Consider the following 16093-nt stretch of genomic DNA (forward strand, 5'->3'; position numbering starts at 1 on the left):
ATCGCAGAGCTCTCCAAGGAGGCATCCCCATGGGTGCAGCAACACCGAACACGGTCGGCGCCCGGGCAGAAGGTGCGGCCGCCGACGAGGAGTCCCCGATCCACATCCTCTGGATCAATGCGGGGCTGAGCTGTGACGGCGACTCGGTGTCGCTGACCGCGGCGATGCAGCCCAGCATCGAGGAGATCGTGCTCGGTGTGCTGCCCGGGCTGCCCAAGATCCAGGTCCACTGGCCCCTGATCGACTTCGACAGCGGTCCGGTGGGCGGCGCGGACACCTTCATCGAATGGTTCTTCAAGGGCGAACGCGGCGAGCTCGATCCCTTCGTGCTGGTCATCGAGGGATCCATCCCCAATGAGTCGATCAAGCAGGAGGGTTACTGGTGCGGCTTCGGCGACAACCCCGAGACCGGCCAGCCGATCACCACCAGTGAGTGGATCGACCGGCTGGCGCCGAAGGCCCTGGCGGTCGTCGCCATCGGCACCTGCGCCACCTACGGCGGCATCCATGCGATGGCCGGCAACCCGACCGGCGCCATGGGCGTACCCGACTACCTGGGCTGGGACTGGACCTCGAAGGCCGGTATCCCGATCGTGTGCGTGCCCGGCTGCCCGATCCAACCGGACAACTTCTCGGAGACCCTTACCTACCTGCTCTACCAGGCGGTGGGATCCGCGCCGATGATTCCGCTGGACGACAAGCTGCGCCCGGCCTGGCTCTTCGGAGCCACCGTGCACGAGGGGTGCGACCGGGGCGGTTACTACGAGCAGGGCGAGTTCGCCACCACCTACGACTCGCCGAAATGCCTGGTCAAGCTGGGCTGCTGGGGTCCCGTCGTCAAGTGCAACGTACCCAAGCGCGGCTGGATGAACGGCATCGGCGGCTGCCCGAACGTCGGCGGCATCTGTATCGCCTGCACCATGCCCGGATTCCCCGACAAGTTCATGCCGTTCATGGACGAACCGCCCGGCGGCAAGGTCTCCAGCGCCGCCAGCGAAGCGTACGGGGCGGTGGTCCGCAGGCTCCGGTCGATCACGGCGAAGACCGTGGACAAGGAGCCGAGGTGGCGTCACAAGGGCTCCAAGCTGACCACCGGATACCGATCGCCCCGGTGACGGGCGCGGCGTCCGCCGGGTGCCCCGTACCCCGCGATCGGTGAACGTCCCGTTTCCGCCCCGCTCCCTCCTCCATCAACTCCCACTCCCCAGAAGGGTCATGGCACACACAATGGCACCCACGACGAAGGCGGCCGGCGACGGCAGTGGCCTCGTCGAGATGGCCTGGGATCCGATCACCCGGATCGTAGGCAGTCTCGGCATCCACACGAAGATCGACTTCAAGCAGAAGCAGGTCGCGGAGTGCTACAGCACCTCGTCGGTCTTCCGTGGCTACAGCGTCTTCATGCGGGGCAAGGATCCCCGGGACGCCCACTTCATCACCAGCCGCATCTGCGGGATCTGCGGCGACAACCACGCCACATGTTCCGTGTACACGCAGAACATGGCCTACGGGGTGAAGCCGCCGAACCTCGGTGAGTGGATCATCAACCTGGGCGAGTCGGCGGAGTACATGTTCGACCACAACATCTTCCAGGAGAACCTGGTCGGGGTCGACTACTGCGAGAAGATGGTCCGCGAGACCAACCCCGGAGTCATGGAGCTCGCCGAGCGCACCGAGGCGCCGCACGCCGGGGAGCACGGTTACCGCACGATCGCGGACATCATGCGCTCCCTCAACCCGATCGAGGGAGAGTTCTACCGCGAGGCTCTTCAAGTGAGCCGCTACACGCGGGAGATGTTCTGCCTGATGGAAGGGCGCCATGTGCACCCCTCCACGCTCTACCCGGGCGGCGTCGGAACGGTCGCGTCCGTCCAGCTCTTCACGGACTACCTCAGCCGCCTCATGCGGTACGTGGAGTTCATGAAGCGGGTCGTTCCCCTGCACGACGACCTGTTCGACTTCTTCTACGAGGCACTGCCCGGGTACGAGGAGGTCGGCCGCCGGCGGGTGCTGCTCGGCTGTTGGGGAGCGCTCAACGACCCCGAACACTGCGACTTCACGTACGCCAACATGACCGACTGGGGACGGAAGATGTTCGTCACCCCCGGTGTGATCGTGGACGGCAAACTGGTCACCAACGACCTCACCGAGATCAACCTCGGCATCCGGATCCTGCTCGGCAGTTCGTACTACGACGACTGGGAGGGCAAGGAACAGTTCGTCACCCATGACCCGCTGGGCAACCCGGTGGACCCCCGCCACCCGTGGAACCAGCACACGATCCCCGCCCCGCAGAAGCGGAACTTCGACGACAAGTACAGCTGGGTGATGTCGCCCCGCTGGTTCGACGGCAAGGATCACCTGCCCCTGGACACCGGTGGCGGCCCCCTCGCCCGCCTCTGGTCCACCGCGTTGTCCGGGCTCGTCGATGTCGGCTATGTGAAGGCGACCGGCCACAGCGTCGTCATCAACCTGCCGCGCACGATGACCAAGCCCGAGACCACCTTCGAGTGGAAGATCCCGAAGTGGAGCAACGCGCTGGAACGCAACCGCGCCCGCACCTACTTCCAGGCGTACGCCGCCGCCATCGCGCTGCACTGCGCCGAGAAGGGGCTCGAGGAGGTCCGCGCCGGACGCACCCAGACCTGGGAGAAGTTCGACGTGCCGGACGAGAGCATCGGCGTCGGCTTCACGGAGGCCGTACGCGGTGTGCTCTCCCATCACATGGTGATCAGGGACGGCAAGATCGCCAACTACCACCCCTACCCGCCCACCCCGTGGAACGCCAGCACGCGGGACACGTTCGGTACCCCCGGCCCCTACGAGGACGCGGTGCAGAACACGCCGATCTTCGAGGAGAACTCCCCGGAGAACTTCAAGGGCATCGACATCATGCGGACCGTCCGCAGCTTCGACCCCTGTCTGCCGTGCGGCGTCCACATGTACGTGGGCGGCGGCAAGACCGTCCAGCAGATGCATGTGCCCACCGGGCTGAGCGGACTGGCCGGATGAGCGCCGCAGCGAAGGTCGTCGCACCCCCGAGGGCCCTCGACGCCGTGGAGGCCGGGCAGCGGGTCGAGGACCTGCTCGACCGCCTGAGCACCACCGGCGACCGGGAAGTGTGCGCCGCGGCAGAGGAGTTGGTACGGGTCCTGATGGACTTCTACGGCGCAGGCCTGGCCCGGATCGTCGGCCGCCTCGGCACCACCGCGGACCGCGGAACCGGCGACGGGCCGCTCGCCGCGCTCCTCGACGACGAACTCGTGTCGAGCCTGCTCGCCCTGCACGATCTGCACCCGGAGGACACCGGCACACGGATCACGCGCGCCCTGGACTCCGTACGCGACCCCGTCGAGGTCGTCGGCTTCGACGAGGAGACCGGGATCCTGCGGCTGCGCTCGTCGGCCGGGGCCGGCGACGGCGGTGGCTGCGGCTGCCCGAGCACGGGCGCGGCGACGCAGCGCAGCGTCGAGGACGCGCTGGCGTGCTTCGTACCGGAGGTGGAGCAGGTGGTCATGGAGTCGGTGACCATCGACCGGGAGCCGCCCCTGCTCCAGATTTCCACCCGTCCGCCGGCCGGAACTGCCGGTGCCGGGGCGACTGTTGCCGCGACGGCACCATGAGCGCCCCCCCGACCAGGGCCGAGGGTCGCCCGGCGCCCGTTGCCCGCGCCCGAGGCCTGCGCAGATTCGCCGCGCCGCCGGAACCCCGGCAGGAACGGTGCGAGCTGTGCGGCGTGCCCGTGACCGAGGGCGGTCACCGGCATCTCGTGGACACCGAGAAGCGCGCGCTGGCCTGTGCGTGCACCCCGTGCGCCCTGCTGTTCGAGCGGCCCGGCGCAGCCCACGGACGCTTCAGAACGGTCCCGGACCGCTATCTGTCCGATGCGGACCACCGTCTCGACGACGGTGCGTGGGAGCTTCTGCAGATCCCGGTCGGCGTCGCGTTCTTCTTCCGCAACGCGGCGCTGGACCGGCTGGTCGCGCTCTACCCGAGCCCGGCCGGAGCCACCGAGAGCGAACTCGATCCGGAGACCTGGCAGACCGTGCTCGGCGCCAGTCGCCTCGCCGCCCTCCTCGAACCCGACGTCGAGGCCCTGCTGATGCGTCGCACGGAGGGCCGGGCCGAGTGCTACCTCGTACCGATCGACATCTGTTACGAACTGGTGGGACGCATGCGCCTGCTGTGGCAGGGCTTCGACGGCGGCGCCGAGGCCAGGGCCGATCTCCAGGCGTTCTTCGCGCACGTCGAGGGACGCGCCCGGACCCAGGAGAAGGGGCACCCGCGGTGACGGAATTCGCCTTCACCTGCGCCGGAGTCCGCGCCGACCCGTACGCGGCGGGCCCCACGCTGGTCTTCCGGCTGCGCATCACCGCGTCCGCGGAAGCGCGGGTGCACGCCCTCGCGCTGCGCTGCCAGATCCGTATTGAACCGGCCCGGCGCGGTTACGAGCCGGGCGAGGCAGACGGACTGCACGACCTCTTCGGCGACCGCTCACGCTGGGGAAATACGCTCCAGCCGCTGCAGTTCGCGCAGGTCTCCCTCACGGTTCCGTCCTTCACCACGGAGACCGAGGTGGACCTCGTCGTGCCCTGCACCTACGACCTGGACATCGCCGCGACCCGGTACTTCGACGCGCTCCGGGACGGTGAGGTGCCGCTCCTCCTGCTCTTCTCCGGCACCGCCTTCACCGGGGACGGCGGCTTCCACGTCGAGCCGATTCCCTGGGACCGCGAGGCGCCCTTCCGGATGCCGGTGGCGGTGTGGAAGGACATGATCGAGCAGCACTTCCCGGGCTGCGGCTGGATCCGGCTGCCGCGCGACACCATGAACGCCCTGCTCGCCTTCCGCTCGCGGCAGGCCCTGCCGTCCTGGGAGGCGACCGTCCAGGCCCTGATCGACCTGGCCGGAGCCGCAGGTGCTCCACCTCCGCAGTCCCCTGAGCGCCCCGTGCACCGGGCCGTACTGCCCCGGGTCACCGAGAGGACTGCGCCGTGACCTCATCCCTCCTCACGCCCGCAATGGAGACCCGGTTCGCCATCGCACGGCAGGTGGCCGACACCGTCCTCTTCGAGGGCTATGTGCTCTACCCGTACCGGGCCTCCGCGGCCAAGAACCGGCTCCGTTGGCAGTTCGGGGTGCTCGTGCCGCCCGGCTGGGGCGCCGACCGCGAGGAGCACGACTTCCAGCACACCGAGTGCCTGATGGAGCCGAAGCCCGGCGCGACGCTCGCCGTCGAAGCACGGTTTCTGCACGCCCAACGGCGCACGGTGCAACAGGCCCGCGACGACGGCACGTTCGCGACCGTGGCTGAACTCGACCTCGCCGACCGGGTGCTGGTCCCCTGGGACGAGGGCGCAGAGGAACGGGTCGAAGTGGTCGTGGACGTCAGCGAACTGGCCGGGGACGGTGTCACCGTCCACTTCACCAGGCCCGCCCGCGAGGAGACCGAACCCGTCCTGGACGCGGACGGGCGGACGCTGGGCCGCCTGGTCCGCCGCTGCGAGGAGATCAGCGGCGTGGTGCGGCTGTCCGCCCGCGAACTCGACGGCCCCTACCGGGTCATGAGGCTCACCGCCGTGGTGGAGAACACCAGCACCTGGACGCCCGACTCAGCCGCGGCCGATCGGGACGCCGCGCTCCCGCGGTCGCTGGTCGCCGCCCACCTCCTGATGGGTCTCAGCGCGGGCTCGTTCCTGTCGATGACGGACCCGCCCGAGTGGGCGAAGGGCGCGGTCGCGGACTGCCGCAACCTGCACACCTGGCCGGTGCTCGCCGGGGAACCCGGGCGCGGGGAACTGATGCTGTCGTCCCCGATCATCCTGGAGGACCATCCGGCCATCGCCCCCGAGAGCCCCGGAGCGCTGTACGACGCCACCGAGATCGACGAGATCCTCGCCCTGCGCACGGCGACCCTGACCGACCAGGAGAAGCGCGAGGCCCGCGGCACCGACGCCCGGGCGGCCGCGGTCGTCGACCTGGCCGAATCGATGCCCCCCGAGGTCCTGGAGCGGCTGCACGGCGCGGTGCGGGCCCTGCGCGAGATCACCGGACCCGACACGTCACCGCCCGCCGCGCAGGACCCCCTCCCGGACGGCGCGGACCTCATCGACGCCCGCGGCGTGCTCCGCCCCGACACCCCGTGGTGGGACCCCGCGAGCGACGACACCGCCGACCCGGCCCGGGATCGCATCCTGGTGGACGGCCGGTCCGTGGGCGTGGGCAGCCGCGTCCTCCTACGACCGGGACTGCGGCGTACCGATGCCCAGGACCTGTTCCTCAAGGGCCGCAGCGCACAGGTCGAAGCAGTGCTCCACGACGTCGACGGCGGAGTGCACCTCGCGGTCACGGTCGAAGGCGACCCGGGCGCGGACATCCGCCGTGAGCAGGGGCGCTTCCTGTATTTCCAGCCGGACGAGATCGCCCCCCTGGAGGATGCGTGAACGCCCCCGCGCAGGAACGTCCGAGAACCCTGGTCGCCGGGATCGGGAACATCTTCCTCGGCGACGACGGCTTCGGCGTCGAGACGGTGCGCGCACTGTCCTCGCACCGTCTCCCGAACCATCTCGAGGTGGTCGACATCGGCGTACGGGGCGTCCACCTCGCCTACCAGCTCCTCGACGGATACGACACGCTCGTCCTGATCGACGCAACCGAGCGCGGCGGCACCCCGGGAACCCTGTACCTGATCGAGGTCGACGAACCCGGCGCAGTCGAGCCGCAGAACGCACTGCTCGACGGCCACCGGATGACCCCCGACGCAGTCCTGGCACTGCTCGGAACCCTGTGCGCCGGCACCGGGGCCGTACCGCCGAGGCGCACGCTCGTCGTCGGTTGCGAACCCGACAACGTCGACGAAGGGATCGGGCTGAGCACTCCGGTGGCCGCAGCAGTGCCACAGGCCGTACGGATGGTCCTGGACCTCGTACGGGAAGAAGACCACGGCGCCGCCGCCCAGCGTGCGGCGGCCGGACCCGCCATGAACCGAGCAGAAGGAACCCACCCATGAAGAAGACCCTCATCTGCGGCCTGACCGCCGCCGCCCTCGTCGCCCTCGCCGCGCAGGTCCTGCCCGACGTCAAGCGTTATCTGCGGATGCGCTGCATGTGACGGCGCCCGCCGCCCGGTCCCCGCCCCTGCTGCACCGAATGGTGCATGTGCCGTACGGGTACCGGCGAGCCGGTCCGCCCGCCCCCGTCACCCGCCGCTGTAATGACGCACGGCAGGACGGAGATGCAATGCACGAGATGTCGATCGCCATGGCCGTCGTCGACCAGGTCGAGGAGGCGGCTCAGGCAGCCGGAGCCGCCTCGGTCGGGTCCGTCCGGCTCCAGGTCGGCGAACTGGCCGGAGTCGTTCCCGACGCCCTGTCCTTCTGCTTCGGACTCGCCTGCGCCGGGACCGTTCTGGAAGGCGCCGAACTCGTCGTCGAACCCGTGGTGGCCCGCGCGCGGTGCGAGCCCTGCGCGGACGAATGGGCGGTCGGCATGCCGCCCCGCCTGTGCTGTCCGGCCTGCGGCGAGCCGACCGCCGAACTCCTGTCGGGGCGCGAGCTGCAGATCGTCAGCGCGCACTGGCAGGACGGACCCGAACACGAACACGCCCGCGAACCGATCTCCCAGGAGCGCTGAACGATGTGCCGTGAAGTCGACCTGCAGCAGGCGGTACTCGCCAAGAACGACGCGACGGCGAACAACCTGCGAGCCGTGCTCACGGCACGCGGCACCACCGTCGTCAACCTGCTCTCCAGCCCCGGCAGCGGCAAGACAGAACTGCTGGAAGGCGAACTCGGCCGGGCCCGGGAGAGGGGAGTGCCGGTCGCCGCGCTCACCGCCGACCTCGCCACCGAGAACGACGCGGTCCGCCTGGCCCGGTCCGGAGCCCCGGTCAAACAGGTGCTGACCGACGGACTCTGCCATCTGGAGGCCGGGATGCTGGGCCGCCACATCGACGACTGGCTCCCCGACGGGACCCGGATCCTCTTCGTCGAGAACGTCGGCAACCTGGTCTGCCCCGCCTCGTACGACCTCGGGGAAACGCTCAGGGTCGTCCTCGCCTCCGTGACGGAAGGCGAGGACAAGCCGCTGAAGTACCCCACCGCGTTCGGACTGGCCCAGCTCGTCGTGGTCACCAAGACCGACCTTGCGCAGGCCGTCGGATTCGACGAGGCCGCATTCCGTGCCCATGTCGAGCAGGTCAACCCCGGTGTGGACGTGGTGCTCACCGCCGCCCGCCGCGGTGAGGGGGTCGGCACGCTGCTCGACCGGGCCCTGGCCGCCGGGGAAGGCGCCCCCGTCCACACACCGGTGATGGCCCGACAGCACCCGTCCCACCGGCACCCGCATACGCACAGCAACCAGGACCACCGCACGCACGGAGGCCAGCACACCCACAGCCACACGCATACGGGTGTGCACACGCACACGCATCCGGACGTCGGAACCCACGATCACCCGCACACCGGTCCGCACGCCCACGCGCACCCCGACGAGCCGCTCGTCGTGACGACGGCACCCGCCTCCGCGGCGCAGCACCGCCCGTGACGACCCCACAGCCCGGGACCGCCGTCGCCGGGGCCGTGCAGAGGCGGCGGGTCGTGGTCCGCGGCGTCGTGCAGGGGGTGGGCTTCCGGCCCTACCTGTACGCCCGCGCCACCGGGCTCGGGCTTGCCGGGCACGTCACCAACACCACCGAAGGCGTTGTCGCCGAGGTCGAGGGCGCCCCGGCCGCGGTGGCCCTGTTCTGCGACCGGATCGCCGCGGACGCCCCACCTCTCGCCCTGGTGGACTCCGTCGACCACAGGGAAGTCCCCGCCGCCGGCGGATCCCGCTTCAGCATCGAGGACTCCCGGACCGGCGGACCGGCCCGCACACTGGTCTCCCCGGACGTGGCCACCTGCGCCGACTGCCTCACCGAACTGGCCGATCCGGCCGACCGGCGCCACCGCCACCCCTTCATCACCTGTACGCACTGCGGGCCCCGCTTCACCATCGTCACCGGAGTGCCGTACGACCGCGCGCACACGACCATGGCCCGCTTCCCGATGTGCGCCGCCTGCGCCCGTGAGTACGCCGACCCCGCCGACCGGCGCTTCCACGCACAGCCGGTCGCCTGCCCCGACTGCGGCCCCCGGCTGCGACTGCTCGTGGGACAGCCGGACCGAACACTGCCCGCACAGCCCGCAACCGGACTCGACCCGGTCGCGGAGGCCCGCCGACTGCTGTCCGACGGCGCTGTCCTCGCGATCAAGGGACTCGGCGGCTACCACCTCGCGTGCGATGCCGAGAACTCCGCCGCGGTGTCCCTGCTGCGCCGCCGCAAGGCCCGCGGCGACAAGCCGTTCGCCATGATGGCCCGCGGCATCGACGACATCGCGCACCTCGTGCAGCTGGGCGCCGAGGAGCGTGCCCTGCTCATCGGCGCCGTCCGGCCCGTCGTCCTCCTGCGGCGCCGCACCGACGCCCGCCCGGGCCCCGGTACTCCATGGCCGTCCGACGCGGCCGCCCCGGGCAGTCCCGACCTCGGTGTCATGCTCCCGTACACCCCGCTGCACCACCTCCTGCTGGGCCTTCCCGGTGACCCGCCGGGACCGCGCCTTCTGGTCATGACCAGCGGCAACGTGGCCGGTGAACCGATCGTCACGGACGACGACGAGGCGCTGGAACGACTGGCCCACCTCGCCGACGGCTGGCTCATGCACGACCGCCCGATCCATGTGCCGTGCGACGACTCCGTCGTACGCGTCTGCGACGGGGAACGGCTGATCGTGCGGCGCTCACGAGGCTATGCACCGCTGCCGCTCGCCCTGCCGCACCCGGTACCCGCGACCCTCGCCACCGGTGGCGACCTGAAGAACACCTTCTGCCTCGCCGAGGACCACAGAGCCTGGCTGTCCGCCCATGTCGGCGACATGGACGACCTCGCCACCCAGGACGCCTTCGAACGCGCCGAACAGCACGTGGAGACCATCACCGGAGTGCGGCCCACCATCCTGGCCACCGACCGGCATCCCCGCTACCGCACCGGCCAGTGGGCCCTGCGCCGGGCCGACGGGCGGCCGGTCGTCCGCGTACAGCACCACCACGCTCATATCGCGGCCGCGATGGCCGAGCACAGAAGGGACGGCAGCCGCCGAGTCATCGGCGTCGCGTTCGACGGCACCGGTTACGGGGACGACGGCGCGGTGTGGGGTGGCGAGGTCATGCTGGCCGACTACGAGACGTACCACCGCTTCGCGCACCTCGCGTACGTTCCGCTGCCCGGCGGCGACGCCACCGTGCACCGGCCCTACCGGATGGCGCTCGCTCATCTCTACGCGGCAGGCATCGGCCGGACGGACGACCTGCCCTGCACGGCAGCCTGCCCGCCGCACGAACGACGGGTGCTGCTGCGGCAGTTGGAGCGGAACCTCAACTGTGTCCCCACCTCCAGCATGGGCCGGCTGTTCGACGCCGTCTCCTCGCTGGCGGGCGTCTGTCACCGGGCCGGGTACGAAGCCCAGGCCGCCGTCGAACTGGAGGCCGCCGCGGTCGGCGCCGCCGCGGACCCCGGACCCGGTTACGGCTTCGCCCTGCGCCCGGCGGGCACGGCCGACGGCCAGCAGTTGATCATGGACTCGTCGCCGGTGGTGGCAGCCGTCGTCGACGACGTGCGCGCCGGTACGGCGCCGACGCTTGTCGCCGCACGCTTCCACGCGGCTGTCGCGAGTCTTGTGCTCCACGTGTGCACCGCGGCCCGCGAACAGCACGGCCTGCACGAAGTCGCCCTGACCGGAGGCGTGTTCGCCAACACCCTTCTCTCCTCCCTGTGCGCCAGGACGTTGGGCGAGAACGACTTCACCGTCCTGCGCCACCGGGAAGTCCCCCCGAACGACGGCGGACTGGCGCTCGGCCAGCTCATGGTGGCCGCCCGCACCGGAGCGGCGCACACCGGCGCCGCCGACTGACGTCCAGCCCGGCAGAGCCGGGCAACGCCCCCACAGCAAGGAGCAGCCATGTGTCTGGCGGTACCCGGCAGAGTGATGGACATCGAGGAACGTGACGGCACCCGGATGGCCACCGTCGACTTCGGCGGTGTGGTCAAGGAGGTGTGCCTGGAATATCTGCCGGACCTCCAGGTCGGTGAATACGCCATTGTCCATGTGGGGTTCGCCCTGCAGCGACTCGACGAGGAGTCGGCACGGAAGACGCTCGACCTCTTCGCCGAACTCGGTCTGCTGCAGGAGGAGTTCGGAGATCCGTGGGAACTGGCCGCAGAGGCCGGCGGTACGTCCCCGACCGGTGGCGACGACGTACCGCAGGAGGTTCAGCGGTGAAGTACATCGAAGAGTTCCAGAACCCGGACCTGGCGCGTCGGCTGCTCGACGACATCCACTCCATCGTGACCCGTCCGTGGGCGCTGATGGAGGTCTGCGGCGGACAGACGCACACCATCATCCGGCACGGCATCGACCAACTCCTTCCGGACCGGATCGAACTGATCCATGGTCCGGGCTGTCCCGTCTGCGTCACGCCGTTGGAGGTCATCGACAAGGCGCTGGAGATCGCCTCCCGCCCCGAGGTGATCTTCTGCTCGTTCGGGGACATGCTCCGGGTTCCCGGAACCGGCCGTGACCTGTTCCGGGTCCGCAGCGAGGGCGGCGACGTGCGGATCGTGTACTCGCCGCTCGACGCCTTGAAAGTCGCCCAGCAGAACCCCGACCGTGAGGTGGTCTTCTTCGGGATCGGATTCGAGACCACCGCACCGCCGAACGCCATGACGGTTTATCAGGCGCGCAGGCTCGGCATTCCGAACTTCAGCCTGCTGGTGTCCCATGTGCGGGTCCCCCCGGCCATCGAGGCGATCATGCAGTCCCCGAGCTGCCGGGTGCAGGGGTTCCTCGCCGCCGGCCACGTGTGCAGCGTGATGGGCATGCGGGAGTACCCGGAGCTGGCCGAACGGTTCCAGGTCCCCATCGTGGTCACCGGTTTCGAGCCGCTGGACATCCTCGAAGGCGTACGGCGGACCGTCCTGCAGCTGGAGCGCGGTGAGCACACCGTGGAGAACGCGTACCCCCGCGCCGTGCACCCGGACGGGAACCCGGCGGCGCTCACCATGCTGGAGGACGTCTTCGAAGTCACCGACCGCGCCTGGCGCGGCATCGGCACCATCCCCGACAGCGGCTGGCGGCTTTCCACCCGCTACCGGGACTACGACGCCGAGTACCGCTTCTCCGTCACCGGCATCGCCACCGAGGAGCCCGCCGAATGCCGCAGCGGTGAGGTCCTGCAAGGACTGCTGAAGCCCCACGAGTGCGAGGCGTTCGGCACCACCTGCACCCCGCGCAACCCGCTCGGGGCCACCATGGTCTCCAGCGAGGGCGCCTGCGCCGCGTACTACCTCTACCGGCGCCTGGACATCAGGACCGCACCCAGGGAGACGAGCCCCGTTGCCTGAGACCACCGAAGCACTGAACACCACGGTCACCGCCACCGCGGGCGTCCCCGGCGAGGCGCCCGTACTCGACCTCACGGCATGGACCTGCCCCGCACCCCTGCGCGACCAGCCGCGAGTGGTGATGGGCCACGGCGGCGGTGGCGCACTCTCGGCCGAACTGGTCCAGCACGTCTTCGCGCCCGCCTACGGGGGCGACGTGCTCGCGCAACTGGCCGACTCCGCCGTGGTGTCGCTGGGCGGCGCACGGCTGGCCTTCTCCACGGACTCGTACGTCGTGCGGCCGCTGTTCTTCCCCGGCGGCAGCATCGGTGACCTCGCGGTCAACGGCACGGTCAACGACCTGGCCATGAGCGGAGCCCGGGCCGCCTATCTCTCCTGCGGTTTCATCCTGGAGGAGGGCGTCGAGCTCTCGGTCGTCGCACGCGTGGCCAACGCGCTGGGCACGGCGGCGCGCAGAGCGGGCGTCGAGGTGGCGACCGGCGACACCAAGGTCGTGGACGCCGGTCACGGCGACGGCATCTTCATCAACACCGCCGGGATCGGCCTCGTCCCGGCCGGCGTCGATCTGCGTCCCCAGCGAGTGGTCCCCGGCGATGTCGTGATCGCCAGCGGTGCGATCGGCGTGCACGGCGTGGCGATCATGAGTGTGCGCGAGGGCCTCGAGTTCGGCGTGGAGATCGAGAGCGACTGCGCGGCCCTGGGCGGGCTGGTGGAGACCATGCTCGCGGTCACCCCCGACCTCCATGTCCTGCGCGACCCCACACGTGGCGGACTGGCCGCGGCACTCAATGAGATCGCGGTGGCCTCGGGCACCGGTGTCGTCATTCAGGAGCGCAACGTTCCGGTCCCGCCGGCCGTGGCCAACGCCTGCGCCGTCCTGGGCCTGGACCCGATGTACGTGGCCAACGAGGGCAAACTCGTCGCGTTCGTCCCCCGTGAGCACGCCGAAGCCGTTCTGGAGGCGATGCGGGCGCATCCGCTGGGAGCGGAGGCGACCGTGATCGGCGAGGCCGTGGAGGCGCATCCCGGCATGGTCGTGGCCCGCACCGGGCTCGGTGGGACGCGTGTGGTCGACCTGCCGATCGGGGAGCAGCTGCCGCGGATCTGCTGATCCGACGGTTCTGCGGGCCGCTCGCGCGGATGCGAGAGCGGCGTCGTGTGGCGACCCTGGAGAGGTGGGGGCGACTCGCTGAGGAGGACCACCCATGTCCATGATGGACAAGATCAAGCACATGCTGAAGGGCCACGAGGACCAGGCGGGAAAGGGCATCGACAAGGCGGGTGACGCCATCGACACCAAGACGCAGGGCAGGTACACCGGCCAGGTCGACACGGCCCAGGACAAGCTCAAGGACGAGCTCGGTTCGGAGCAGGACCGGCCGCCGCAGCCCTGACCACGCCGCCGTGCTCCTGTGGATCGCGCGGACGCCCGACGGTGATCCTTTACATCCCGTTCCCGCTGCCGTTGGAGGATGCGTACGAGTCGTGCGCGGGCACCGACTCCGGGGCGACGACGCCGCACCGGGCTCGCACGAGCCCGATGCGGCGCGTCCTCACGGGCCCGGGCGCCGGGTGAAGCCGTTGGCCGGGCGTTCCATCCGCCCGCCGTCCACGATGATGTCGACGGCCTCGTCGTAGAACGCGATGAGGTTCTTGACCGCCACCGCGGCCGGGATGGGGTCGGGGTAGCTCCATGCGGCATTGTGCTGGTGCGCCGCTGTCCGTGTCGGTCAGGGACCAGTACTCGGCCGTCCCCTTGTACGGGCATCCCGTACGCAGGCCGGTCGGGGTGAACAGATCGAGGCGGACGTCCTCGCGGGGGATGTAGTAGCGGACGGGCAGGAGTGTCTCGAAGAGGAGCACCGGGCCGCGTGTGTCCGCGACCGGAGTTCCGTCGATCTCGATCTGCAGGTGCCGAGAGCTGCGGAGCGCGTCCACGCGCGAGTACGGGGCCGTCCGGAGGTGGCCATGCCCCGTGTGCACGGGACACATTTCGCGCCGTCCGGGATGCGGCGCGCGCGCCTTCCGTGGAACGTGGGGGAGTGGTGCAGCAGAGCAGAGCCCCGTGGATCCCTGTCGGTGTCATCGTGCTGGCTGTGGTGACCGACCTGGCGACACCGCCCAATGTGACGTCCGCCCCGCTGTTGATGGCAGCGCCGGTCTCGGCCGCTCCGCTGCTGATGCCCGGGGGCATTGTCGCCGTGGGCCTCGTGTCGATGGTGGTGCACGCCGGACTGACGAGGGTCGACGGCACCTTCGGCTGGCACCGCGGCGTCGCCAATCAGGTCACTCTTCTCGCCGTCACCGTGCTCGCCGTCCTCATCAACCGCACTCTGCACCGTCAGAACGCCAGAACCAGGCGCGCACTCCACATTGCGGCCGTGGCACAGCGCGCCGTTCTGCCCCGCCCACCGTCACGGCTGGACGGTCTGGAGATCGCCGCACGCTATGTGCCCGCCGAGAACGAGGCCATGATCGGTGGTGATCTGTACGTCGTACAGAGCACCCCGCACGGCACCCGCCTCATGGTCGGGGACGTGCGCGGCAAGGGGCTGGGTGCGGTGAACGCCGTCTGCGCCGACATCGGCGCCTTCCGGTACGCCGCGGACGAGGCCGAGGACCTCCGTGAGCTCGTGCTCGCGCTGGAGCGTGCGCTGGTGCGCGAGGGGGGACGGCGCGGGGGCCTGGAGCAGCAGGAGGGCTTCACCACCGCTCTGGTCGCGGAGTTCTCCACCGATCTGAACGTCGTGCGAGTGGTGAACCGTGGCCATCCACCGCCGCTGCTCCTCGACCCGCAGGGGACGGCCACGGTCCTCGAACCCTCGCAGGAGGCGCCGCCCCTCGGGATGATCACGCTGGGCGACTGGGGCTTCCCCATCGACAGCTTCTCGTTCCCGCCCGGATCGACCCTGCTCTGCTACACGGACGGAATCACCGAAGCCAGGGATGCCGCGGGCACGTTCTACGACGCTGCCACCCGACTGCCCATCCTGCTCCGGTGCGGCACGCGCACCGGAGCATCCGCCACGCCGTCACAGACCCTCGACGCACTGGTCCGCGACGTACGACGTCATGCGGGCGGCGGACGCCAGGACGACCAGGCGCTTCTGGCCCTGCACCGCCCGCACGCGTGACGTGGGTCTTCGGCGGGCCGCGGACCGGCGACCAGGGACTGCCGAAGTCCCCGTCCGAGGCCGGCCGACATGTTGCCGCGCTTCCGCAGGTCGGGGGCGCCCAGGGGCGCGTCGCGTTGCGGCGAATCCATGGAGGCCGAGGAACCGCCGTCGACCGGCGTCGCCTCTGCTGGGCGAGCGCCGGAGCCCGTCCTCCGGGCGCCACCGGGTCCCTCTCCGCCACCCGGGGCTGCTGCCGAGATACCGGCAGGGGACGCGGAGCGGGCCTTTCGGCGCGTCACGGAGGAGCCGGACCCCTGTCCGGGGAGACTTTCGTCATGACCAATGCAGCGAAGGCAGTCCTCGAGGGCGGCCCCGACGACCTTCCCGACCGGATCGTTCCCCTCACCACACCCGTGCCGGACCTCAAGATCCCGTTCCGCGGTGGGTACGAGCACTTCAAGGCAACGACGCGTCACCAGGAGACCGCCGAGGGTCAATTGCCCATCTACGAATGGTGGGAACGCACGGAAATCCCGGGATAG

17 protein-coding genes and 1 pseudogene are annotated in these 16093 nt (G+C 70.3%); 17 read left to right on the plus strand and 1 reads right to left on the minus strand.

What is annotated here, in order from left to right:
* The first annotated feature begins 29 nt into the window (after positions 1-29).
* From ACFU6I_RS06925 to ACFU6I_RS06995, 15 genes are all read left to right on the plus strand, one after another.
* The gene (locus tag ACFU6I_RS06925; RefSeq protein ID WP_384362503.1) at positions 30-1115 is read left to right on the plus strand and encodes a hydrogenase expression protein HypE; all 1086 of its coding nucleotides are present in this window, start codon (positions 30-32) and stop codon (positions 1113-1115) included.
* Positions 1116-1227: 112 nt separating this feature from the next.
* Positions 1228-3012 (plus strand): nickel-dependent hydrogenase large subunit, encoded by a 1785-nt coding sequence (locus ACFU6I_RS06930; RefSeq protein ID WP_384362657.1) that lies wholly within the window; start codon positions 1228-1230, stop codon positions 3010-3012.
* The gene (locus tag ACFU6I_RS06935) at positions 3009-3623 is read left to right on the plus strand and encodes a hypothetical protein (protein ID WP_384362505.1); all 615 of its coding nucleotides are present in this window, start codon (positions 3009-3011) and stop codon (positions 3621-3623) included. Before ACFU6I_RS06930 ends, ACFU6I_RS06935 begins: the two co-directional genes overlap by 4 nt.
* Positions 3620-4291: a DUF5947 family protein gene (locus ACFU6I_RS06940; protein ID WP_384362507.1), complete on the plus strand. Its 672-nt coding sequence runs from the start codon at positions 3620-3622 to the stop codon at positions 4289-4291. Before ACFU6I_RS06935 ends, ACFU6I_RS06940 begins: the two co-directional genes overlap by 4 nt.
* A complete protein-coding gene (locus ACFU6I_RS06945; RefSeq protein ID WP_384362509.1) occupies positions 4288-4998 on the plus strand; it encodes a DUF6084 family protein in 711 nt (236 codons plus the stop codon). Before ACFU6I_RS06940 ends, ACFU6I_RS06945 begins: the two co-directional genes overlap by 4 nt.
* Positions 4999-5021: 23 nt before the next feature.
* Positions 5022-6443, plus strand: a complete 1422-nt coding sequence (locus ACFU6I_RS06950) for a hypothetical protein (RefSeq protein ID WP_384362659.1) — start codon at positions 5022-5024, stop codon at positions 6441-6443.
* Positions 6440-7009, plus strand: a complete 570-nt coding sequence (locus ACFU6I_RS06955; RefSeq protein WP_384362511.1) for a hydrogenase maturation protease — start codon at positions 6440-6442, stop codon at positions 7007-7009. The genes ACFU6I_RS06950 and ACFU6I_RS06955 overlap by 4 nt, the downstream gene beginning before the upstream one ends.
* Positions 7006-7110, plus strand: a complete 105-nt coding sequence (locus ACFU6I_RS06960) for a DUF6893 family small protein (RefSeq protein ID WP_376336220.1) — start codon at positions 7006-7008, stop codon at positions 7108-7110. Before ACFU6I_RS06955 ends, ACFU6I_RS06960 begins: the two co-directional genes overlap by 4 nt.
* A gap of 128 nt (positions 7111-7238) precedes the next feature.
* Positions 7239-7631, plus strand: a complete 393-nt coding sequence (gene hypA / locus ACFU6I_RS06965; protein ID WP_384362513.1) for a hydrogenase maturation nickel metallochaperone HypA — start codon at positions 7239-7241, stop codon at positions 7629-7631.
* Positions 7632-7634: 3 nt separating this feature from the next.
* Complete coding sequence (hypB, locus tag ACFU6I_RS06970; RefSeq protein WP_384362515.1) at positions 7635-8543, plus strand: hydrogenase nickel incorporation protein HypB; 909 nt, start codon at positions 7635-7637, stop codon at positions 8541-8543.
* Positions 8540-10945 (plus strand): carbamoyltransferase HypF, encoded by a 2406-nt coding sequence (gene hypF, locus ACFU6I_RS06975; protein ID WP_384362517.1) that lies wholly within the window; start codon positions 8540-8542, stop codon positions 10943-10945. The genes hypB and hypF overlap by 4 nt, the downstream gene beginning before the upstream one ends.
* Positions 10946-10993: 48 nt before the next feature.
* The gene (locus tag ACFU6I_RS06980) at positions 10994-11314 is read left to right on the plus strand and encodes a HypC/HybG/HupF family hydrogenase formation chaperone (RefSeq protein WP_384362519.1); all 321 of its coding nucleotides are present in this window, start codon (positions 10994-10996) and stop codon (positions 11312-11314) included.
* Positions 11311-12435: a hydrogenase formation protein HypD gene (hypD, locus tag ACFU6I_RS06985; protein ID WP_384362521.1), complete on the plus strand. Its 1125-nt coding sequence runs from the start codon at positions 11311-11313 to the stop codon at positions 12433-12435. Before ACFU6I_RS06980 ends, hypD begins: the two co-directional genes overlap by 4 nt.
* 13 nt (positions 12436-12448) lie before the next feature.
* On the plus strand, positions 12449-13546 hold the full coding sequence (hypE, locus tag ACFU6I_RS06990) for a hydrogenase expression/formation protein HypE (protein WP_384362661.1): 1098 nt from the start codon (positions 12449-12451) through the stop codon (positions 13544-13546).
* 94 nt (positions 13547-13640) lie between these two features.
* Positions 13641-13829: an antitoxin gene (locus ACFU6I_RS06995; protein WP_384362523.1), complete on the plus strand. Its 189-nt coding sequence runs from the start codon at positions 13641-13643 to the stop codon at positions 13827-13829.
* 159 nt (positions 13830-13988) lie between these two features.
* Here the strand turns inward: ACFU6I_RS06995 and ACFU6I_RS07000 are convergent.
* Positions 13989-14385 (minus strand): annotated as a pseudogene (locus tag ACFU6I_RS07000) (DUF427 domain-containing protein); the annotation flags it as partial.
* 92 nt (positions 14386-14477) lie between these two features.
* Here ACFU6I_RS07000 and ACFU6I_RS07005 point away from each other — a divergent pair.
* Together ACFU6I_RS07005 and ACFU6I_RS07010 are read left to right on the plus strand one after the other, a co-directional pair.
* The gene (locus ACFU6I_RS07005; protein ID WP_384362525.1) at positions 14478-15569 is read left to right on the plus strand and encodes a PP2C family protein-serine/threonine phosphatase; all 1092 of its coding nucleotides are present in this window, start codon (positions 14478-14480) and stop codon (positions 15567-15569) included.
* A 317-nt stretch (positions 15570-15886) separates the two neighbouring features.
* The gene (locus ACFU6I_RS07010; protein WP_384362527.1) at positions 15887-16093 is read left to right on the plus strand and encodes a DUF5988 family protein; all 207 of its coding nucleotides are present in this window, start codon (positions 15887-15889) and stop codon (positions 16091-16093) included.

The organism is Streptomyces sp. NPDC057486, assembly GCF_042802415.1.
Classification (GTDB): Bacteria; Actinomycetota; Actinomycetes; order Streptomycetales; family Streptomycetaceae; genus Streptomyces; species Streptomyces yanii.